Source organism: Haloferax mucosum ATCC BAA-1512 (assembly GCF_000337815.1).
Taxonomy (GTDB): domain Archaea; phylum Halobacteriota; class Halobacteria; order Halobacteriales; family Haloferacaceae; genus Haloferax; species Haloferax mucosum.
In genome coordinates this window covers 110,800-129,711 of record NZ_AOLN01000011.1, presented here as the reverse complement: position 1 = coordinate 129,711, position 18,912 = coordinate 110,800, and the positions used below count along the sequence as shown (strand labels likewise).

Below are 18,912 nucleotides of genomic sequence, written 5' to 3'. Positions count from 1 at the left end.
ATGCAACAGGCACGCGTTCGGCTCGCCGGCACGAGTCCGGAAGACCTCGACGATATCTGCGACGACGTCCGCGAGATCGCAAACAAGACGGGCGTCAACCTCAGCGGGCCGATCCCGCTGCCCACGAAGACGCTCGAAATCCCCGCTCGAAAATCGCCTGACGGCGAGGGGACGGCTACGTGGGAGCACTGGGAGATGCGCGTCCACAAGCGTCTCATCGACCTCGACGCTGACGAACGCGCTCTGCGCCAGCTGATGCGCGTTCAGGTTCCGAACGACGTCAGCATCGAGATCGTCCTCGAAGACTAAGCAAACGGCTCTGTCCGGTCTCTCGGACACACCGTTCGTGACGGAACGCCCGTCACACTCGCGGCTGTCGAGGCGCGCGTCCGGAGGGCTCTGCCCTCGAGCTGACTGTCAGCGCTAAGGCGCGTGTCACCTCACCTTCCATTCGATACGTCGATACTACATGAGCAGTGTGAGCGGACCGTCGGCGCATCGACTGTACGGTGTCGGTGACAGTTCGAGTGTCGGTAGCCACACTAAACCCGACACGCGGGATGCTATCGCATGCCCGGCCACAAGCGAAACATAGGGTATAAGTGTATCCCACAACTCCGTGGGAATGAGGGCTCGTAGATCAGTGGCAGATCGCTTCCTTCGCAAGGAAGAGGCCCGGGGTTCAAATCCCCGCGAGTCCATCAAATTCTAACTCGTCTACGAAGGTTCCACAAACCAGAGCAACAGCACTCGTAGACACAAATCTCGCAATTGAAAGGGCGGAACAAACACCCCGTCCATCGAGAATTGACGAGGGTCCGTTAGTCAGCACATCGCTGTCTGTCGATGAATCGAGTGATTTCGGGGGGTTGGACTGATGCGGTACTGCCCGACCTGCGGGACTCGTCTGAAAACAACGACGAGTCGCGGCGGTCTTCCGCGTCGAGTCTGTCCCGAGTGCCACGGAGGTGAGCGACAGTGAGACCCGACGACCTCGCCTCACTCGATTTCGAAGCCGAACGCGACGCCGAGACGACATCGTGGCAACGCGCCGCACCTGTTGGCGCGCTTATCGAGTCAACCGGTCCGGAAACTCACATCGTCACTCTGCCAGACGGCGCAGACGCCCATCACGTCGAACTGGTTGAGGACCACGGCCGATTCCTCGGGTACTGCGATGGGAAGGGATTCGAGTACAACGACGGGCCTTGTGCGCACCTCTGTACCGTCCGACAAGCCGCCTTTGTCGGTCTCTCCGACCTCAACGGTCGTCGAATCACCATCCCGCCACTCTCGTCTGTGCGAGCCGGTACCGACAGTGCAGTCGCCACTGACGGCGGGCGCATCGAACACATCGAAGCACCACCAACCGGACACGACGGCCATGTCTTCGGCCGACCGGAGGGCCAGCTATGACCCGTTCTATCCACTCTAACGTACCGACAACGACAGTCGAACAGCTACCACGCTATCGCGGGCGCGCACGCCCCCGCGAGAAGGGACCGCTTCGTACAACCACGGGGGGGCGTACTGCCATACTCCCTATCGCCGCCCCGTCTGCGTATTACGGGTGTAAACCAGTGCAGTACGGAGGTGGACAATGAGCCGGATGCAGTCGGACCGTAGCGGCAGTGCGACGGTCACTGTTCGGGTCGATGAGAACCTGAAAAAGGACTACACCAACGCCCTCGATGGGTCAATGAGTGACGACCTGCGGGCGCACATGGAAGAAGTCGCCCGAACCGTGCGCGACGAACCTGAAGACGACAACCTCCCGGAAGACGAAGCACTCCGAGACGGTTACATCGCACTCCGACGGACTGCCGAAGCGTACGACCCGAGCGGTCGTCGCCTCGATGTGGGCACTGCTATCTCAAAGGTTGCCGAGCGTGCGGGCATCCCGAAAGAAGCCGTTCGCCGCCGCATCCTGAAACCACTCGAACAACGTGGGTATATCGCTCCCAAGTGGGGCGACATCATCGTCTACCGACCTGAAGAAGTAGCGACAGCGAAGACAGAGACGAAGGCGAAGGCGACGAGCAACTAGGAAGACTCGGCGGTTCTTTTTTCCTGTCCGAAATGGCGCTGTATCTGTGCCTTCAGCACTCCCGAAATCGCCGAGAGCGGGAGCGCCGCAACTGCGAGAAATTCCAACGGACTGAGCGTGACACTACCGTCCATCGTCGTCCTCCTCGACGACACCACCGTCGGTGGCGATAGCCCAATCCTCGATGCGGCGTACACGTCCGCGCATGACGACGAGGTCGCCGTGCAGGTCGCGGTAAACCCACAGGATGAGCGCGCCTAGGCCCATCACCATGAGCGCCACGACCGGGTCAGTCGTCTGCAAGAGCAGGTCCGTCAGCTCACTCACCGCCGACCACCTCGGCGAGGACCGTCAGGAGCGGCCGGACGAGATAGAGGACGACGAGCGCGACCGCGCCGAAGAGCATGAGCTTCGTCGTCGTCTCGCCGCCGTGGGTCTCGCCCTCGCGGTCCACGACAACGTCCACGACCGACCCTTCCGACCCCCACAGTCCGGGACCGAACACGTCGATAGAGTCGCCGTCGTGGCCGGACCAAACGAGGTCGATAGCGCCGTCGGTGACCGGGTTGCGCGACACCCACTCGTCCGTCGAGCCGGCGATGCCGTCTAGGGCGGCTTCGGTATCGTCCGGTCCCCATCCGGGGTCGCCTTGGTCTGTGGTGATTTGGTCGATGGTGTTGCCGATGCCGTCGAGCACGCCCCCCATCTTAGTCACCTCCGAAGATGATTGCGGCGACGACCGCGGCGGCGGCCGCGACGACCGCGACGAGACCGAAGCCACCTGACTGGGTGGTTGGTGCGGGCGACGGCGGCGACGACCCGCCGCCGGTCGAGGACGACGAAGACGAAGACGACCGGAACCGCGACAAGTCGATGCGCTTGCCGTCGAGATAGGCGCGGGCGTGGTCCGGGATGTCAATGTCTGTGATGGAACCTGAGACCGCCCACCGGTCAGTGCCTGACCCGATGTAACCGGCCGCACCGTCGTCGGTCAGTCCGTCGTTTGCTCCCATGCCGCTGTACCCGGCGACGTCACCGTCAACATCGACTGTGTAGCCCGCTCCGTCGGCGTCATCGCCGGAGATGCGCAGGATACTCATGCCGACGAGTCACCTCCAGAGACGGCGGCGACGGCCGCGACGACCGCGGCCACGACGACCGCGACGACTGCGGCGGTCCTCGACGAGGATGGTGTCAAGGATGGCGACGAGGGAGACGACCCGGACGTGACCTGACCCATCCCCGACAACCGCTCGCGGAGGTTGCGGATTTGCTCTTCGAGAGCGGTGATTTCGGCGACCTGCGGCGAGTTCGACCCGCCGCCAAGGGTCGCTTCGACCTGCTCGGCGATTTCGTCTACACTGTCATAGCCACCGCTCACGCGGTCAGGGTCGATACTCGCGGAGCCATCGGGGTTGATGGTCACTTCGTCGCCGTCAGTGTTCTCGTTCGGGTCAGGCGATATCACGTCACCGGCGGGGTCACCACCGCCGGGCATCCCGCTTTCGGAGTTGCCGGGGTCGGGCGCGTTGGGATGGTCTATCGACCCGTATCCGCCGGTTGAGCTACCATCGTCGTCACGGTCGGAGAACGGCACGTGGTCGTCGTCATCATCACCACCGCCGCCCCCTATGTTGTTTGCGAGTTGTTCACCGGGTGTAAGCTCCTCTCTTGGGTCGATAGTCTCCCCGGCGCTCGGACTGTCGTCTGGTGCTATGTATACCATTGTTAGATGTGCCCCACTTGCAGTTCGACGAGTCGATTCTTCTGTATCGTGTCGCCGCTGTTCATTCTCAGGTCAACTTTATCGATGGACTCGGCCGTGATTGGGATGATGTGCCACGTGTTCGAGACGAAACGGCCGGTGTGGGACCCCTGTTTCGTCACGGTGTGTTGCGTGCCGCTGATGTCTGTGATGCGGATGCCGTCGATGCCGCGCGAGCCGTCGATGTGCGCGACGAGCACACGAACGGCTCCGAAGGTGGTCGGCAGTTGCCAGCCGACTCCGTTGGCGACAGTTACCCATTCTTGGTTAAACGTGGACGTGCCCTGAAAGTCGATACCGTCGGTGGCGTTGCGGTTTGACCACAAGACAGAGCCTTCGGCAGTCCACTGATTTCCGGCCTCGCCTGACAGCCAGTTACTCACCGGCCCATCCTCCTGCGATACGCGAGTTCGTGCCGTTCGGGTCACGGAATTCTACCGAGTCGATTTCCCACTTGTCGAACGTGCCGGTGCCGCCAGCCAACTTGAGGTCGAAGGTGTCGCCGCCGGTCGTGGTGATGCGTGCGGTGATATTTCCCGCGATGGTGATAACGAGTTCCTGAATCGTCTCTGCCGGATTCAGCGTGTAAGGGTACGTGCTCCCGTCGAAGTCGAACCCGCCGCCGTGGGCGTAGTTGTCCGTCTCGATGGTTCCGGCCGCGTTCGTCGCAACAGGCTGGCCGCCAGTCCCGCTGACCGGCTGGCTGAACTGCTTAATCCCCATTAGAGCCACCTCTGGAGGATGCTCGGCAAGAGTCGAGAGACCCCACCAGCGCGGTCGAGTTCGAGGTCAACGTTGTAATCGTACGTGTTCGTACCATCGGCGTTCGTGACCTCGATGCCGACAACATCGCCACGTTCGACAGGTTCGGAAACGTGGAAGGGAAACACGTCGTTATCCCCAACGACCCCGTCCCGGCCGATGACATCGACAATATCTCTCTCCCTCCCTTCTTCGCTCTCGACGAACGGACGGATGGATAGGTCGAGCTGTGGCCCCCGGTAGAACCGGGTTGTGACCTTCTCGATAGTGGCGTCTTTGGACACCTCGAAGGTTTCACGTTCGGTTGCGTCAGGACTCACATCGCCTGAAAACCGGCGGCTCACACGGTTGTTGAAAATTGAAGACATGGTAGTGAACCTCAGTTCGAGACCTGGGAGTACCAGAGCCGGGCGCTCGATGCGTTGCCGGGGTCCTCCGTGTTGTCGATTTCGACGCCGTCGGACGAACTCGACGCGCGGATGCGCAGTTCGATATGACGGCCGGGCTTCGCGTAGGGTGCGAGCGCGTACATCACCGGCATCGGGTTGTCAGACGTTCGTGCGTCCGCGAGGTGACCCAAGTCGCCAAGCGTGAACTCTGCCTTTACTCGCTCTTGGTCGGAATCAGTGATGACGGCGATAAGTTCGCCTCGGACGGCGTCGCCGGCGGTGCCGGTGCCGTTCCCGGTTGCGACGAGGTCGCAGAAGAAGAACTTCGTGTCTGCGGATTCGCGGTCTTTCCCGCCAGCACCCCAGAACAGGAGTTTGTCGTTCTTGACCTTCTTCGAGTAGATGGGGACCTCGGTGCCTGCTTTGAGAGTCACCTTATCGAGGTCATCGGCGTTGATAGGGCGTGCGTTACCGACGTTGATGAGACCGGGATTGTATCGGAGTGTCTCCATGCTTTAGACCCCCGGAATCGACACGTCACTGTCATCGACGCCTGCTTTCTCACGGGCCATGTTGAACAGATACGCGCCCGCTCCAACGACACCCATCGTCAGGGTGACGCCAAGGGCCGCGAAGCCGAGGTTCTGTGCAGATTCACCGGGGTCGTCCGTATCGACCTCGGTACCGAGTAGTTCGAGCGGAATTTTTGCCATTGCGTCTCCGACAACGGGCGATTGTGAAAAAAGAGGAAGTGTAGTGAAATACACTCAATAATTCAATTATTGAGCGTCGCATAGTACTCACACATTTACAATCGTTGTGGAATGAGTGTCCAGCACAGATGATTGGCTATCCGACACTGGTTCTTGGAACGCTCGTGGCCTATCTACGGGGTTCTGAGGAAACAAGACCATTCGTACGGAGTGCGTTCGGAATCGGCGTCCTCGCCGAGTGTGGCGCGCTCAGCAGTGTAGTACACTTCATTCGGTCGGCCGTCTCGATGCTTTCGGGGGTCGTTGCGTGAACGGTAGTAAAGAGCCTCAGAACCCCACGGACCAGCAGTGTGAACACTGCGGGCTGTTCTACGCGGCGCAGGGAGTACACAACCACCGGACGGGGTGTCCGCTTCGTGACTGGGACACGATGATTCAGCCACTACGCGATACTGGCGAGCGTGGTTCAGTCCCCGACAGTGACTCATCGGACCCACCGGAGCCGGAGGGCATCGAGGCGACGGATACGAAGACTGCACTGACCGACGGCGGGAACCCAATCCACGGCGCGCCCGAACCTATCACAGACGGTGGACGCGACATCGAAGACGACGATAGCTGTCCTGACTGTGGTTCTCCAGACTACTTCGATGCGAATGCAGTTCTCCGTGCCCGAAATCCCTCTCCAGAGGGGGCGACGCTCCTGAGACAACACGACCGCGTGTGTAGTTCCTGCGGCGAGGTGTACGATGTCTGAGGACGACACAACGCGGCAGACTCCTCCATCGCCCGGTGACACGTTCGTACGTGACGCTGGCGTCCCGAACGCGGGCGTAGTCGCACCGAACCACGCGGCCGCTGAGGGCGCGCCTGAAGTGGATACAGGCGAGACAGAAAGCAACTCCTCGGGCGGCTTTTTCGCATCGCTCTTTGATTCGAGTGCGACAGGGCCGACAGTTGACCAACTCGCAAAGGAGTACCCCGACTTGCCGCGGTGGTCTCGCTACCACCTTCGGATGCTTATCCGGGTGAGCGGCGGCGACGGGACGCCACCCGTGGTCGATGGTTTCGTCGGCACACTTCTGTTCGGACTGCCGGTCATATCCTCGATGAGACAGGACGAGAACACCGATGAGTCCAGTCAAGATGAGGAAGAAGCCGACGATGACCCCGCGGCGCTCGCCGCGGCGGGGGTGTGATGATGCAGGCGTTTCACACGCTCGTCGCGGGTGACTCCGGCGGCGGGAAGACGACGCTCATGCGCGAGATGCACGCCGAGTTCCCCGGCCTGAGCATTTGGGTCAACTTCACTGATACCGACGGCATCACCGGGCGCGACCTTGACGACGCCGCGACGGTCCGGTCAATCGGCGAGGCCCGCGCATCGGACGCAACGCGGCTGAACTGGGTGACCGAAACGCCGCTTCAAACCGCACGGCAGGCACGAAAGGTCGCCCACGAGTACCACGAAGCGACGGGTTTCCCGACGCAGGTTGTATTTGACGAGGGACACAACGTTCTCCCTGACGGTGAGGTTGAGTCTGACAACCCGGTGAAGAAGATGCTCCACGAAGACCGCGACAAGGGCCTGAAAGTTGTCATCGCCACGCAGGACCCATCAGACTTGGAGTACACGCCCATCAAGCAGTGCAAATACTGGGTGTGGGTCGGTGAGTGGTCGGTCTTTCACGACGGGTTCCTGCGGTACTTCAAAATCCCCCGCGACGACCTCCCGACCGAGCCATACCAGTACGTCGCCTTCGACAAGCGGATGAACGTACTGCACCGCGCGGAGACGCAGGAGGTGTACGGGTGACCCGAATCGTCGAGGACGAGGTTCCGGGCGACGGCCACGAATGGCGCTACTACCGGAAGCGCCCAGTCGTCATTCAGGCGGCGAAGGTCCGCCAGCGCGTCGAGGTCGAGACGCGCGAGGGGACGGTTGTTGCTGAGCCGGGTGACTATCTCCTCATCGGTGTCGAGGGCGAGGTGTACCCGTGCGATGCGGACATCTTCGAGAAGACGTACGACCGGGTGGTCAGGTCGTGACGTTTCCCGACGTGACCCGCCGCGAGATGCGCCGTATGGACCTCAGTTGTACTGTCGCCTTCGCCCCAACATTGATGATGTGATAATGTAAATTTGTTATCGTGACTGAATCAAAGACTTACAATGTAGTTGTGACGCATAGTGCCTTTAACGCAGTTGACCTTGACGAAGACTGGTTTGAAATGGAGATCGCTCACCTTGGATCGAAAGAAGAGGCAGAACGACAGGTTCGCATCTTAAATGAACATACAGACAGAACTATCGTTCTCGACGAGGCTGTGAGAATGGAAAATCACGACATCGACGCGGCTATCGTCGCTCGTTGACCCTGTCTCCGAAAAGACCTGAGAGTCGGAAAGATTCGGCCCGATTTGAGTCCTGCACACGGCGAAAAGACTAGGATACTAGCGATATTCTTCCGAGATGTGAGGTAACCGGAAATGAAGATGCAGGACTACGACAGCAAGGACGGAAAGAAGGTGTGGCTCAGTCGGAGCGAAGTTGATACGCTCCTCGATGTCGCGGACGGGACTGAACAGCGGGTTGCCTTCGCGCTCGGTGCTCGGTGTGGGCTTCGTGTCGCTGAGGTCGTCGATGTCACACCAGACGACGTAGTCGATACTGAGGTCGGGAAGTTCCTCCGTGTGTGGGAGGGGAAGGGTTCGAAGTACCGCGAGACGCCCATCCCGACCGACCTCGCGGCGACGATTGCGGCCGTCGGTGACTACCGAGACGAACCGAGTGACACGCCGGTCGTTGACCGAACGACTCGGACAGTTCGCAACTGGGTCACCAAAGCTGGTGAGCAACTGGTCGAGGAGACCGAAGACGTTGGTTGGTCGTTCCTCGGTCCACACGACCTACGTCGGACGTGGGGGACACTGCTAGTCGGCGCAGAGGTCGAACCGGGTCTAGTGATGGAGTGGGGCGGTTGGGAGGACTGGGAGACGTTTAGGGAACACTACCTTGGAGCGTACAGTCTCGAAGCACAGGCGCGAGGGATGGAGAAGATAGACTGGTTATAGTGGTCAGTATCGCTGGCTATTGCGTGGTGTAGGGCGAGTCGATTCTTCAATTACTTTCATATCCTCAACGAAGATTCGTTTTCTCCAGTCAGAGTCTGGTTCACAGTACCTCCCGATTTTGTAGATTGGCTCGGACTCTCCAACAGAGAATGCAACATCATCAACTTCCCATCTTGTCCCACCACTATCTTCTAAAATATCGCCAACCCAAAACTTGCATGAGCGAGATAGCTCTTTCTTCAGTCGGGTAGAGTGGTGCCAATTAAACTGGTTCACCTACATTTCCTCCGAATCCTCTCGTTGCTCGTTGGCGAGAAGTGAGGGGTCTTCAATTGCCAGTTTCATCAGACGCCGGATAGCCTCGCTCCGGGACATATCCATCGGCAGTTCCCCATTTAGTTGGCCTCTCTTTATGGCACGGTCAAAGTTTTTGACAAAATCGTCACCCACTTTGAGAGAGATATTCCGGGACCCACTTCCATCGGTCTCGTAGGCGGTGCTCATACAATCATTTATTGATTCAATGATTGAATACCTTGGGAAGATACTACCTCGTTGATGTGGTCGCTTAGGGAGTAAGTAATAAGTAACTCGTTACAATACTACCAAGCGCAATGGAAGTCTCAGTAAACGTGAGCATCTCCATGCCGCCGGAGATGCTAGAGAAAATCGACGAAAACGCCCGAGTTCACGGGAAATCGCGTGCGGCGTACGTCCGTCACCTCATCCAGCAGGCACCGGACTCACCGTTCGAGACGCCCGAACTCCAACTGACCGACGAACCGCCCGCAGAAGCATGAACAGGGGACCGTCCAAAGCGCCTGCCAGCAACCCGGAGGTCCCCGATTCGGAGCAGTCGCGCGCGGCACGTAAGTCCAGCGTTGCGTACTGCGACTGCGGCGAGGTGGTTCACTCGTGACGACCGTTCACCCGACGCCTGTCGCCGTCATTGAGAACGGTACTGCGTTCTACTACGAAGGTGCGAGTGCCCGACACGAGGGCCGCATCGAAATCTACGACGACTACGTCCGTCTCTGCGGCGGCCCGTCCTCGACGTGGGTCCCGCGCGAGAACGTCGAGCAGGTGCTAGAGGAATGAGTGACGAGTCGTTCGACGTGAAGCTCGTCGTCACCCGCGGCACCGGGTCACAGGACAAAGAGAAGATGCAGGTCGAGGTCTCGGCCGACTCCCTCGAAGAACTCGACGAGAAGGTGAACGGTGCCCGCGAGCGACTGCGCGAGTGGGCCGACGACATCCGCACCATCCAGCCCGACGGTCGCCATCGACACGACGACGCCCAGACGGAACTCGGAGGTGTCAACGCGTGAGCGTCGTTTCCTGCGCAGTCTGCGGACGGCGCGTGTACTCCGACGACCCCCACATGAGCGTCGAGGTCAACCACTTAGACGAGTTCGCGCGGGTCGCTGGAGTCACCGACTACGTCGTTCACGAGTACTGCGGCGAACGCGTGTTCGCTGGCTGGAGGAAACCATGAGCGCCCAGACGAATCTCGGGACGTTCACCGCGGGACTCTCGCCCGCGGAGACTGACGCCTACCTCGCCGTCGACGAGGGCGACGAGACGCCGACCGAGTTCGCCCGTCGGACCGGACGTGACCCGTCGACTGTGCGGACGCTCCTGTACCGTGCTCGGCGCAAGCTCGACAAGCGGGGTGGAGCGTGACCGACCTCGAAATCATCGCTCAAATTGGTGAAGCGTGGGATTCAGAAACCGCCAGAGAGGTCAACAACAACCTCGACGACGACGACCTCGGCATCATCCACGACATCTCCCGTAGCGGCGCGCACTACCTCGTCCGGTGGCCTGACGAAGCGGAGGGAGACGAGTGACCGACCTCGAACCGCTCTCCCCCGAGGAGGGCGTCACGCGCTTCCTGCGTCACCGTGAACCGAGCGTCCGCGAGTCGACCCTGCAGAACTCGCGCACTCGGCTGAACCACTTCCTCGACTGGTGCGAGGAGGTCGGCATCGAGAACCTAAACGACCTCTCCGGCCGCGACCTCGCCGACTTCGTTGCGTGGCGTCGGGGAGACATCGCCCCGATTACGCTTCAGAAGCAACTCAGCACCGTACGCGCGGCACTCGGCTACTGGGCTGACATTGAGGGCGTCGAGGAGGGACTACGCGAGCGTGTCCACGCTCCGGAACTCCCTGACGGTGCCGAAGCACGAGACATCCACTTGTCGGCAGACCGTGCCGAGGCGATTCTCAGCTATCTTGACCGCTACCAGTACGCCAGCCGCGAGCACGTCATCATGGCGTTGCTCTGGCGAACTGGGATGCGTCGGGGTTCGCTTCGGGCACTCGATGTCCGCGACCTCCACGCCGACGACCACGCCGTCGAGTTGGTCCACCGGCCGGAGACCGATACGGCACTGAAGAACGGCACGAAAGGCGAGCGGTGGGTCTACCTCGGCCCTGAGTGGTTCGAGATTGTAGACGAGTACGCCGCGACGAACCGTCACAGCGTTACCGACGACCACGGCCGCCGCCCGCTGATAACGTCGAAGTACGGGCGTCCGACCGGCGATACCATCTACAAGTGGGTCGGGAAGCTGACGCGCCCCTGCGAATACGGCGAGTGCCCGCACGACCGCGAGCCAGCGACGTGCGACGCGGTCGGGTCAGACGGCTATCCGAGTCGGTGCCCGTCGTCGCGGTCGCCCCACGCCGTTCGTCGAGGACACATCACGGCCTACCTCAACCGCGAGGTCTCGCCGGAGACGATTTCGGAGCGGTCGGACGTGTCGCTCGACATCCTGTACCAGCACTACGACGCGCGGACCCCGCGCGAGAAGATGAACGTTCGAATCCAGAACCTGCCATGAGTCACAACACTACCTGCCAGCCGCACAGCCCCGTGCGATTCCCGACCGGGACCTTCCCCGCGAGTCCATTTCCTTTCGTTCACTACGTTCACTGCAGTCAATGGACTCGCTTGCCCCCGTTCGCTTCGCTCACGGGGACCCCGCGAGTCCATCCGAATTTTACGGAAGAATCGAAGGACCGAGAGACGGCTGTCTCGTAGTCTCTTGCTGTAACACTTGTTGGTAACGCCGAGACTGACGGGGGTCGATAGCCGATAAATCTCGACTCAGACCAGCCACCACCGATTCACTAACTAAGATTCCAGTCGCATAGTGTCTCGTAAGAAAATATTCGTTAGCTGTGGGTACGTCGGTCGGAGCGTCGTCAGGACGGGTTTTCTGGGGACTTGGTGGCTCCGAGGCCGCCAACAAGTCGCTTGGTAGGGTGGTCTTACTGACTCAGACCTTTTATGAAGCTAATCTTAGTGGTGTCGAGATATCTGGCCTTTTCTACGAAATTCTGAATGGTTGAGTCTCTTGTCCTCGATTGGAAATTTAGAACCGATTTTAACTAAATCGGATTTCACGAAGGTATACACGATACTCGCGGTCCCCTTCAACATTTACGAGGTCTTCATCTTCGATCCTAAAACGAAACATACAGCCGGTCTCTGCTATTTCATCATCGTTACAGATCTCTTCAGCTAATTCCCGAGTACTTTCAGCCACATTCTGATAAGAGCGCAAGACGACCCCATCATGTTTATCTGGATCTAGCATCGTTTGATAGAACCTACCTTGGTCCTTTACTTCGTTACTTGGACCTACAAAAGTAGACATGTATTCGTGTCCTTCAAAAGATAATATTTTTGGTTCTTCTTTTTCCCTGGGTTTTTCTTCTGGTTCTTCCACTGATTCCTCCTCTCTAGCCTCCATCTGGCTTTGAATTTCACCTTGAATCCAATTGATGTGTTTTTGAATTACCTCTCGCCAACTGTCTTCTTCTGATTCTGGAGAAACAACCACCCTGTATTCTTTTTTACCGTAGGTCTCTACCAGACCTAATGCGGCGGCTCTGTACAAACGTCCGTCTAATTTTGAGCCTTCGGGTACATCTGCTGGGTCTCTATTCCGTAAGAGTTCGTTCTCTAAATTTTGAACGTCAAATCTTTTATCCCCAAAGAATTCCCAAGCATCAATATACGCCTCTACACTCTTTTCTACCCCTGGTTTATTTTCCATTGATATGTCCTCTAGTTCACAATACAATATCAACTATAATCAATATTCAGTATTATTGGAGCTCTGTTATAATGTATGGAATGGTCTGGAAAACAGACTTCTACACGTGTAAACTGAATACATCGAGAAGTCAATCGTTAGTTGACTTTGTTCTCGTTAATCACTTCACCCCCATCCGGAATATACGCATTCTCCAACCGACCAATCCGCGACCGGACTGCGTCGATATCGTCGTGGTAGCCTTCACGTCCCGAACATACATCCCTAGACCGACCAGCATGAGCACCACGACTGGGTCGGTCGTCTGCAACAGCAGGTCGGTTAGTTCACTCATCGTCACCACCGACGACCGTCAGCCCGAGTTGTGTTAGTGGCGGCTCCGACTCGTCCTCAAGGTGACCGTCCGAGGTCGACGGACGGGATGTCTTCCCCCTACGTGGGAAGACCCCCTTAGGAAGTGTGCCTAAGGGCACGCGCCTGCGGCGCGAAAAAATACAGGGTGGTACCTTCGGGGGTCGATGTTCCAGACGAAACAGGCGAAGTAAGGGGTTTGACGTATACCACTTCCTTCACGAACGTGTAACGAACTCTGGTGAATTAAGAGATACTCAACTTCAGTTCTTCATATGTCGGCATGATTTCTGGGTTTTGAGGATTGGCAATAACATGGATTGAGTGATCTGACTCTTCCTTTGGTGTGGCAATCCACAAGGGTATGAGAATTGAGTCTCCGGGAAAGATATCTCCTCGGACTTTGCCTTTAATTTCGTATTTACTACGAATTGGCGGGAAATATGGTGTCCAGTCCAAATCGAGTGAACCAACCAAATTGGAGTATCCTGGTACTACTTTATTATGTTTCTCAGGCACTGATTCAAGTTCGTTCAATATGGATTGGGGAATAAGAACTTCTGACTCATATCTGGTCGAGGAATCAATGTTGGTAGGTACACCTGGCCCACTCAGTATTTCTATTGGTTGTTCTAGGACAATTCCAATATCAATACATTTCGACACAAGTTGCCCAACTTGGGTGAATCTGATAAAGATGAGTTCGGACCTATCTCTCTGAAGTTCGAATGTCGTCGTCTTCTGTTCGGTTAGCAGATTAACCTCTTCTCTACTCTTTTCCCAATCTGGGGTTGGTGGCTGTTTGAATGGACGACACAGCGATGGAGATTCTGAAAACCCTATCTCGATATTAACCCCACGTAACTTCTCTTTGAATATCTCTACAGCATCTTCGTCGTCATTAAAATAGTTCAACCATGCAATCACGGTTCCACCAAAGGTCTTTACTGCACTAATTGCGAGCGAGACGGTTTCCATATTTACGTTATCAAGACCAGACGGTGGCGTTCCACTCTCTGCCATATCTCATATATGACCTACATTGTAAACAAATTGAGTATATTTGGAAAGGAATCAGAATATCTTCTCAGGTGGTATTTTTGCTTGGTTGCTCTCTCGGTGGCCACCTGCCCCATAGAATTTTAATCGCAAACAGGACGCATCGACAGTTCTCATTCGAGCGATTCTGATTCCCCTACCTCTTGCAGTATAGCATACAAAGACGTAGACCCCACCTTCGTCTATCAGTTTTTTATGATACCGCTTGAACACTCGAAACCGCCCAGTCTTCCCGCTCGCCCTGTTCAGCATCGCGGCCTTGATCTCGACAGGAGTCCCGTCGCTCGTCTTCGCGTCGTACCAACTCGTGTGTTCCATCTCCAGTCCGTACCGCTCTCGAGCAGCACGCTCGGCGAGCGCCCCGTATCTCGCCGCCTTCTTGGAACGATTCGTCGGCATGACCTATGACCCACCTCGATTTTTCGTCTCCTCGAGTTGACCGACACCGAAAATCCCGGAAATTCGGGATTCGGGTGACCACCGGGGTCCGGCCAAATGGGGCCATGCTGTAAGTAAGTATGCGGCCACGGGGGTGGTGTGGTGGTGGACACTCTCGGAGGCTGTCGCTGTCATGCAGTTTCCTCTTCCGGGGTGTCCACAACGTCCCGATGCATGCCTTCCTTCCACTCACGAACGCGGAGTCACTCTCACAGCGGTTGTGCGACCCGACGGCGTGGGTGGAGACGCGCGCGACGTCGCTCGTCTGGGTCCATCCGCACTACCGGTGGGCGTGTGGACTCGACGAGAGACGTGACGCGACGAGTCAGTAGAAACGACACACCTATTCTTCCCCGACGACGGCATTACTCGGCTTACCTTTGTCACCTGAACTCCCGTGCGGAGAGGCCCTGCGGCAGTTTGCGACGAGACGACCCCGATACACTCGGCGTCGTTCAGAATTCGGACGGGAGAGAGTACCTGATTCGATAGCTGATTATGTCATTTTATAATCAGAATTACTATATTCAACAACTATGAAATACTGGTCTATGTCCGGCCCGATTCGCGCACTGCACGTAGATGACGACCCGGATTCGACGGACCTGACTGCCACGTTTCTCGAACGTGAGAACGAGCGGCTCGACGTTGTGTCCGAGACCAGTGCCGAAGACGGGCTTCGACGACTTGCCGAGACGGACATCGACTGTGTCGTCAGCGACTACGATATGCCCGGCCGGACCGGCATCGACTTTCTCAACGCGGTCCGCGAGGAGTACCCCGACCTCCCGTTTATCCTCTTTACGGGCAAAGGCTCGGAAGAAGTCGCGGCGGACGCGATTTCGGCGGGCGCGACTGATTACATTCAAAAGGAGACGAGTACCAGCCAGTTCACCGTCTTAGCGAACCGCATCACGAACACCGTCGAGCAGTACCGAGCGCGCCGCCAATCCGAGCGTGCCAACCGGCGGCGACGTCAGACGCTCACCCGAATCACCGACGGATTCGTCGAGATGAACGCCGAGTTCACGGTCACCGACGTGAACGAACAGACGGTGGCACTGACGGGACTCGCACGCGAGGAACTCATCGGCAAGAACTACCGCGACGACATCGTCGCGGGACAGCCGAACACGGCGTTCGCGGAGTACAAACGCGTTCTCGAAACCGGCGAGATGCGGACGATCGAGGCTCGGTCCGACATCAACCCGAACCGGTGGGTCGAAGAGCGGATTTTCCCGACCGAAGACGGAGACGGGCTGTACATTTATTTTCAAGACATCACCGAGCGCAAGCGACGAGAGCGGGAACTCGAAGCACAGACGAGGCGACTTCAGGGTGTTCTCGATAGCGTACAGGCCGCGCTCTGGATGCGAGACACGGACAGCAATCTCGTCCTTCTCAACCAGAATTTTCGGGAGTTATTCGGCATCGAAAACGAGCGAGACGCCATTGGAAAGCGAGTGGACGAGGTGTTCGACGAAGCACGCGCCGCGCAGTTTCGGGCCATCGACGAGCGCGTCCTCTCGACGGGCGAACCGCTCGAACGGGAGGACGAAGTCGAAACGACGCGCGGGACGCGCGTGCATCTCGTTCGGGTGACGCCGATTTTCGACGACGACGGCGCGGTGTTTGCGACCGTCGGTGCCGCTGTTGACATCACCGCGCGAAAGGAACGAGAGCGGACGTTGACGGCTCTCCACGAGGCCGCCCAGAAAATAGAGCAGTCGTCCGACGAGGGGATGGTCTACGAGACGCTCGTCGAGACCGCAGAAAACGTATTGAATTTCGACCTCGTGGCGGTCGATGTCCGCCGCGGCGAGTACCTGATTCAGGAAGCGTGGAAGCTCAACAGCCGAGACGCCGAGTTCTTCGAGCGAACGTCCCTCGAAGCGAACGAGACGTTCGCCGCGCGGGCGTACAACCGCCAAGAGACCATCGTCATCGACGACCTCAGAGCGACCGAGGTCACACCGGCGGTCCCCGACTACCGGTCGGTGATGACCGTCCCCATCGGCACGTTCGGAACCTTTCAGGCGGTGTTCAGCGAAGTCGGCGCGTTCGACGACTCCGACCAAGAGTTCGCCGAACTGCTGGTCGACCACGCTCGGGTGAAACTCGCTCAACTCGACAGCGCGGCGGATGCCGACCGCGAGCAGTAACTCGTTCGCGTGTGTCTTCGGCGACACCACAAGTTCGGTTCAGGTTGTGAATCGAAGCCGAGCACGTTGACAGAGAGCTACGTAGAACTCATCGAAACACGTCTGGGTGGCACAGTACGACGAGAAATAAATTCGAGTTGGGGTCGCGGTGTCGCCTTACTCGCTCGGCGGGAGACCGTTTTCGTCGATAACGTCGCCATCGTCGTCAACGGTGACGATACCGCGGTTGTTGACGGCGTACGGGTCGAGACCGACTTCTTGGAGGAACTGCTTGTAGAGTCGCTCGGCCGTCTCGGCGTCCTTCTGCCGGTCGGATGCGCGGTCACAGAGTTCCACGAGGTCTTCGGGCACGTCGTTTTCGTGGACGATCCAGTGGTTGATGAGGTCCGACAGCCGGCGGATGGGCGACGTGAAGTGGCCGTAGATGTCGAAGTTGAGCGCGTAGTGGCCACCGAATGGGTCGTTCATGTACTTCGCGCGGGGCATGACCTTCAGGACGGCGCGCTGAATCTTATTGAGTGCGCGGGAGTTCGCGCTTTCGAGCGCGTCGTTGACGGCCTTTCGTGGTTCGTCCCACGACGTGGACTTGATGCTCACGCCGTCGAGTTCGGTGATTTCGCGGAGCGCCTTGTCCCACTGGTCGGGGGTCGGCTGTGGGTGGACGCGGTACATCGCTTCGACGCCGCGGTTCCACATGAGTTCGTGCGTGACGGCCTTGTTGGCCTTCAGCATGCACTCTTCGATGATGGTGTGTGCGCGGTCGCGGCTCGGGTTGAGAACGAGCGAGCCGTCTTCCTTGCGCTGTTCGTGGAGTTGGTCGGCGAGGTCGAACACCAGCGCGTTCTCCTCGTGAAGCGGCAGTTCGGGGTCGTCGAGGCGGTTCTCACACTGCGTGTACGTGAGTCGCTCGTCGGAGTGAATGACGGACTTGTAGATGTCGATAGATTCGAACGAGAGCGTGTCCTTTTTGATCTCCATCTCGACGGTGTGCGCCAGTCGGTCCTCGTTTGGAACGAGCGAACAGACCGTCTCGGCCAGCGCCGGCGGGAGCATGTGGATGGTGTAGGCGGGGAGATAGACGGTGTTGCCGCGCTTGACGGCCTCGGCCCACATCTCTGAGCCGGGGTGGACGTAGTGAGTCACGTCGGCGATGTGGACCCACAGCGTGTACGTCTCGTCGTTCTCGCGGATGCTCAGGGCGTCGTCGAAGTCCTGTGCGTCTACGGGGTCTGTCGTCCACGTCGTCAGGTCACGAAGGTCCTGTCGGTGCTCCAGTTCGTCTTCGATCTCTTCGTGGACGCCCTCGGTTCGCGTGCGCGCCTCCGAGAGGACTTCCGGCGGGAACTGGTCGCGGATTTCGAACTCCTTGAACAACTCCTCGCGCTTGTTCTGGAGGTGTCGCGCGAGTTCGGCGTCAATTTCGACCGGTCCTTGCCCTTCGGCGGTTCCGGCGTACGCCTGCGAGTCGTCTGACATAGCCCCGACTAAACGGGGCAAGGAGAAATGCGTGTCGGGGGCGACGCGCGAGCACCGAAGAAAACGAAGTCACTCCGAGACGGGTGTTACACCCTGCACAACGCGGAGTTACGCACACTTCGATTCGCGGCACGCCGTTTGCGACGGCGGAAGACGAGTCGCGTCAGTTTTCGTCCCACCGGCCGCGCTCGCCGGGCGATTCGTATCGCTCTTTGACGGCGTCGAAATAGCGCAATAAGAACTCCTCGTCGGAGATACCGTGTTCTTCGATATCGACGAGGAGTCCTTCGAGTTCCTCGCGCGGCTGGTGGCAAAGCCCTCGGTAACAGGCCTTACAAAGGTGTTCGAATCGCTTGCCGTGTCGTTCCCAGCGGTTCCCCTCTTTGTCGTATTCGCGCGCCGCCGACCGGGCAACCGAGTCACCGCATGCAATGCACACGACTCGCTTCCGGTCCCGGTTGGTCCGGGAGCGCCACATATCTGTGAGCACGACCCAATCGTACTTAGCAGTTGTTCCCATGCCGTCTGACGACTGTCCGACAGACGCCACTGTCCCGCAGAAAAACGAGGTTCCGGCTCGACGCGGAGCGGTCGATTTATCGGCAGT

General features: G+C 58.5%; 34 protein-coding genes and 1 tRNA gene. 20 read left to right on the top strand and 15 right to left on the bottom strand.

Going from position 1 to position 18,912, the window contains the following annotated elements:
- The 5 genes from rpsJ (at position 1) to C440_RS07410 (ending at position 2,047) form a co-directional block, all read left to right on the top strand.
- Positions 1-309, top strand: coding sequence for a 30S ribosomal protein S10 (gene rpsJ / locus C440_RS07425; RefSeq protein ID WP_008319732.1), 309 nt, complete (start codon positions 1-3; stop codon positions 307-309).
- Between the two features lie 320 nt (positions 310-629).
- Positions 630-701, top strand: a tRNA-Ala gene (locus tag C440_RS07420).
- A gap of 176 nt (positions 702-877) precedes the next feature.
- Positions 878-982 carry a zf-TFIIB domain-containing protein gene (locus C440_RS18230; protein ID WP_083894005.1) on the top strand — a complete coding sequence of 35 codons (105 nt, stop codon included), beginning with the start codon at positions 878-880 and terminating at the stop codon, positions 980-982.
- Positions 979-1,416 (top strand): hypothetical protein, encoded by a 438-nt coding sequence (locus tag C440_RS07415; RefSeq protein WP_008319731.1) that lies wholly within the window; start codon positions 979-981, stop codon positions 1,414-1,416. The genes C440_RS18230 and C440_RS07415 overlap by 4 nt, the downstream gene beginning before the upstream one ends.
- Positions 1,417-1,600: 184 nt before the next feature.
- Positions 1,601-2,047 (top strand): helix-turn-helix domain-containing protein, encoded by a 447-nt coding sequence (locus C440_RS07410; protein ID WP_152417858.1) that lies wholly within the window; start codon positions 1,601-1,603, stop codon positions 2,045-2,047.
- A gap of 123 nt (positions 2,048-2,170) precedes the next feature.
- Here the strand turns inward: C440_RS07410 and C440_RS07405 are convergent, their stop codons facing one another.
- Genes C440_RS07405 through C440_RS07365 form a run of 9 tightly spaced genes read right to left on the bottom strand, consistent with a single transcriptional unit; the run spans position 2,171 to position 5,676 of the window.
- Positions 2,171-2,374, bottom strand: a complete 204-nt coding sequence (locus C440_RS07405; protein ID WP_008319727.1) for a hypothetical protein — start codon at positions 2,372-2,374, stop codon at positions 2,171-2,173.
- Positions 2,367-2,753: a hypothetical protein gene (locus tag C440_RS07400; protein WP_008319726.1), complete on the bottom strand. Its 387-nt coding sequence runs from the start codon at positions 2,751-2,753 to the stop codon at positions 2,367-2,369. The genes C440_RS07405 and C440_RS07400 overlap by 8 nt, the downstream gene beginning before the upstream one ends.
- Before the next feature lies 1 nt (position 2,754).
- Complete coding sequence (locus C440_RS07395) at positions 2,755-3,147, bottom strand: hypothetical protein (RefSeq protein WP_049915517.1); 393 nt, start codon at positions 3,145-3,147, stop codon at positions 2,755-2,757.
- Positions 3,144-3,773: a hypothetical protein gene (locus C440_RS07390; RefSeq protein ID WP_008319725.1), complete on the bottom strand. Its 630-nt coding sequence runs from the start codon at positions 3,771-3,773 to the stop codon at positions 3,144-3,146. Before C440_RS07390 ends, C440_RS07395 begins: the two co-directional genes overlap by 4 nt.
- Positions 3,774-3,775: 2 nt before the next feature.
- The gene (locus C440_RS07385; protein ID WP_008319723.1) at positions 3,776-4,195 is read right to left on the bottom strand and encodes a hypothetical protein; all 420 of its coding nucleotides are present in this window, start codon (positions 4,193-4,195) and stop codon (positions 3,776-3,778) included.
- Entirely contained in the window at positions 4,188-4,535 is a 348-nt protein-coding gene (locus C440_RS07380) for a hypothetical protein (RefSeq protein WP_008319722.1), read from the bottom strand. Before C440_RS07380 ends, C440_RS07385 begins: the two co-directional genes overlap by 8 nt.
- Entirely contained in the window at positions 4,535-4,894 is a 360-nt protein-coding gene (locus C440_RS07375) for a hypothetical protein (protein ID WP_049915515.1), read from the bottom strand. The genes C440_RS07380 and C440_RS07375 overlap by 1 nt, the downstream gene beginning before the upstream one ends.
- A 59-nt stretch (positions 4,895-4,953) precedes the next feature.
- Positions 4,954-5,475 (bottom strand): hypothetical protein, encoded by a 522-nt coding sequence (locus tag C440_RS07370; protein ID WP_008319721.1) that lies wholly within the window; start codon positions 5,473-5,475, stop codon positions 4,954-4,956.
- A 3-nt stretch (positions 5,476-5,478) separates the two neighbouring features.
- Positions 5,479-5,676: a hypothetical protein gene (locus C440_RS07365; RefSeq protein WP_008319720.1), complete on the bottom strand. Its 198-nt coding sequence runs from the start codon at positions 5,674-5,676 to the stop codon at positions 5,479-5,481.
- Between the two features lie 307 nt (positions 5,677-5,983).
- Here C440_RS07365 and C440_RS07355 point away from each other — a divergent pair, with 307 nt between their 5' ends.
- The 6 genes from C440_RS07355 (at position 5,984) to C440_RS07335 (ending at position 8,750) form a co-directional block, all read left to right on the top strand.
- Positions 5,984-6,433 carry a hypothetical protein gene (locus tag C440_RS07355; RefSeq protein ID WP_241432008.1) on the top strand — a complete coding sequence of 150 codons (450 nt, stop codon included), beginning with the start codon at positions 5,984-5,986 and terminating at the stop codon, positions 6,431-6,433.
- Positions 6,426-6,875 (top strand): hypothetical protein, encoded by a 450-nt coding sequence (locus C440_RS07350; protein ID WP_008319718.1) that lies wholly within the window; start codon positions 6,426-6,428, stop codon positions 6,873-6,875. The genes C440_RS07355 and C440_RS07350 overlap by 8 nt, the downstream gene beginning before the upstream one ends.
- Entirely contained in the window at positions 6,875-7,492 is a 618-nt protein-coding gene (locus C440_RS07345; protein WP_008319717.1) for an ATP-binding protein, read from the top strand. The genes C440_RS07350 and C440_RS07345 overlap by 1 nt, the downstream gene beginning before the upstream one ends.
- Entirely contained in the window at positions 7,489-7,725 is a 237-nt protein-coding gene (locus C440_RS07340) for a hypothetical protein (protein WP_008319716.1), read from the top strand. Before C440_RS07345 ends, C440_RS07340 begins: the two co-directional genes overlap by 4 nt.
- A 101-nt stretch (positions 7,726-7,826) precedes the next feature.
- The gene (locus tag C440_RS17370) at positions 7,827-8,051 is read left to right on the top strand and encodes a hypothetical protein (protein ID WP_152417857.1); all 225 of its coding nucleotides are present in this window, start codon (positions 7,827-7,829) and stop codon (positions 8,049-8,051) included.
- Between the two features lie 114 nt (positions 8,052-8,165).
- On the top strand, positions 8,166-8,750 hold the full coding sequence (locus C440_RS07335) for a site-specific integrase (protein ID WP_008319715.1): 585 nt from the start codon (positions 8,166-8,168) through the stop codon (positions 8,748-8,750).
- A 276-nt stretch (positions 8,751-9,026) separates the two neighbouring features.
- On the opposite strand, the gene C440_RS07330 is transcribed toward C440_RS07335, so the two are convergent.
- Complete coding sequence (locus C440_RS07330; protein WP_008319714.1) at positions 9,027-9,254, bottom strand: ribbon-helix-helix domain-containing protein; 228 nt, start codon at positions 9,252-9,254, stop codon at positions 9,027-9,029.
- Positions 9,255-9,364: 110 nt separating this feature from the next.
- On the opposite strand from C440_RS07330, the gene C440_RS07325 reads away from it, so the two are divergent.
- From C440_RS07325 to C440_RS07305, 7 genes are all read left to right on the top strand, one after another.
- The gene (locus tag C440_RS07325; RefSeq protein ID WP_008319713.1) at positions 9,365-9,550 is read left to right on the top strand and encodes a ribbon-helix-helix domain-containing protein; all 186 of its coding nucleotides are present in this window, start codon (positions 9,365-9,367) and stop codon (positions 9,548-9,550) included.
- 115 nt (positions 9,551-9,665) lie between these two features.
- On the top strand, positions 9,666-9,848 hold the full coding sequence (locus tag C440_RS07320) for a hypothetical protein (RefSeq protein WP_008319712.1): 183 nt from the start codon (positions 9,666-9,668) through the stop codon (positions 9,846-9,848).
- Positions 9,845-10,078: a DUF7389 domain-containing protein gene (locus C440_RS07315; RefSeq protein ID WP_008319711.1), complete on the top strand. Its 234-nt coding sequence runs from the start codon at positions 9,845-9,847 to the stop codon at positions 10,076-10,078. The genes C440_RS07320 and C440_RS07315 overlap by 4 nt, the downstream gene beginning before the upstream one ends.
- Positions 10,075-10,245 carry a hypothetical protein gene (locus C440_RS17505; RefSeq protein WP_161605921.1) on the top strand — a complete coding sequence of 57 codons (171 nt, stop codon included), beginning with the start codon at positions 10,075-10,077 and terminating at the stop codon, positions 10,243-10,245. The genes C440_RS07315 and C440_RS17505 overlap by 4 nt, the downstream gene beginning before the upstream one ends.
- Entirely contained in the window at positions 10,242-10,433 is a 192-nt protein-coding gene (locus C440_RS07310; RefSeq protein WP_004044540.1) for a sigma factor-like helix-turn-helix DNA-binding protein, read from the top strand. Before C440_RS17505 ends, C440_RS07310 begins: the two co-directional genes overlap by 4 nt.
- Complete coding sequence (locus tag C440_RS17715; protein ID WP_008319710.1) at positions 10,430-10,600, top strand: hypothetical protein; 171 nt, start codon at positions 10,430-10,432, stop codon at positions 10,598-10,600. The genes C440_RS07310 and C440_RS17715 overlap by 4 nt, the downstream gene beginning before the upstream one ends.
- Entirely contained in the window at positions 10,597-11,598 is a 1,002-nt protein-coding gene (locus C440_RS07305; protein ID WP_008319709.1) for a tyrosine-type recombinase/integrase, read from the top strand. The genes C440_RS17715 and C440_RS07305 overlap by 4 nt, the downstream gene beginning before the upstream one ends.
- A 546-nt stretch (positions 11,599-12,144) precedes the next feature.
- On the opposite strand, the gene C440_RS17365 is transcribed toward C440_RS07305, so the two are convergent.
- The 3 genes from C440_RS17365 to C440_RS07300 form a co-directional block, all read right to left on the bottom strand.
- On the bottom strand, positions 12,145-12,819 hold the full coding sequence (locus tag C440_RS17365; RefSeq protein WP_152417856.1) for a hypothetical protein: 675 nt from the start codon (positions 12,817-12,819) through the stop codon (positions 12,145-12,147).
- Positions 12,820-13,416: 597 nt separating this feature from the next.
- Complete coding sequence (locus tag C440_RS17355) at positions 13,417-14,193, bottom strand: hypothetical protein (protein ID WP_152417855.1); 777 nt, start codon at positions 14,191-14,193, stop codon at positions 13,417-13,419.
- A gap of 51 nt (positions 14,194-14,244) precedes the next feature.
- Positions 14,245-14,628 (bottom strand): hypothetical protein, encoded by a 384-nt coding sequence (locus C440_RS07300; RefSeq protein ID WP_008319708.1) that lies wholly within the window; start codon positions 14,626-14,628, stop codon positions 14,245-14,247.
- A 209-nt stretch (positions 14,629-14,837) separates the two neighbouring features.
- Here C440_RS07300 and C440_RS17710 point away from each other — a divergent pair, with 209 nt between their 5' ends.
- A complete protein-coding gene (locus C440_RS17710) occupies positions 14,838-14,999 on the top strand; it encodes a hypothetical protein (RefSeq protein WP_008319707.1) in 162 nt (53 codons plus the stop codon).
- Positions 15,000-15,218: 219 nt separating this feature from the next.
- The gene (locus tag C440_RS07295; protein WP_008319706.1) at positions 15,219-16,829 is read left to right on the top strand and encodes a PAS domain-containing protein; all 1,611 of its coding nucleotides are present in this window, start codon (positions 15,219-15,221) and stop codon (positions 16,827-16,829) included.
- Positions 16,830-16,985: 156 nt separating this feature from the next.
- On the opposite strand, the gene C440_RS07290 is transcribed toward C440_RS07295, so the two are convergent.
- Positions 16,986-18,305, bottom strand: coding sequence for an RNB domain-containing ribonuclease (locus C440_RS07290; protein WP_008319705.1), 1,320 nt, complete (start codon positions 18,303-18,305; stop codon positions 16,986-16,988).
- Between the two features lie 163 nt (positions 18,306-18,468).
- The gene (locus tag C440_RS07285; protein WP_049915601.1) at positions 18,469-18,783 is read right to left on the bottom strand and encodes a DUF7562 family protein; all 315 of its coding nucleotides are present in this window, start codon (positions 18,781-18,783) and stop codon (positions 18,469-18,471) included.
- Positions 18,784-18,912: the final 129 nt, after the last annotated feature.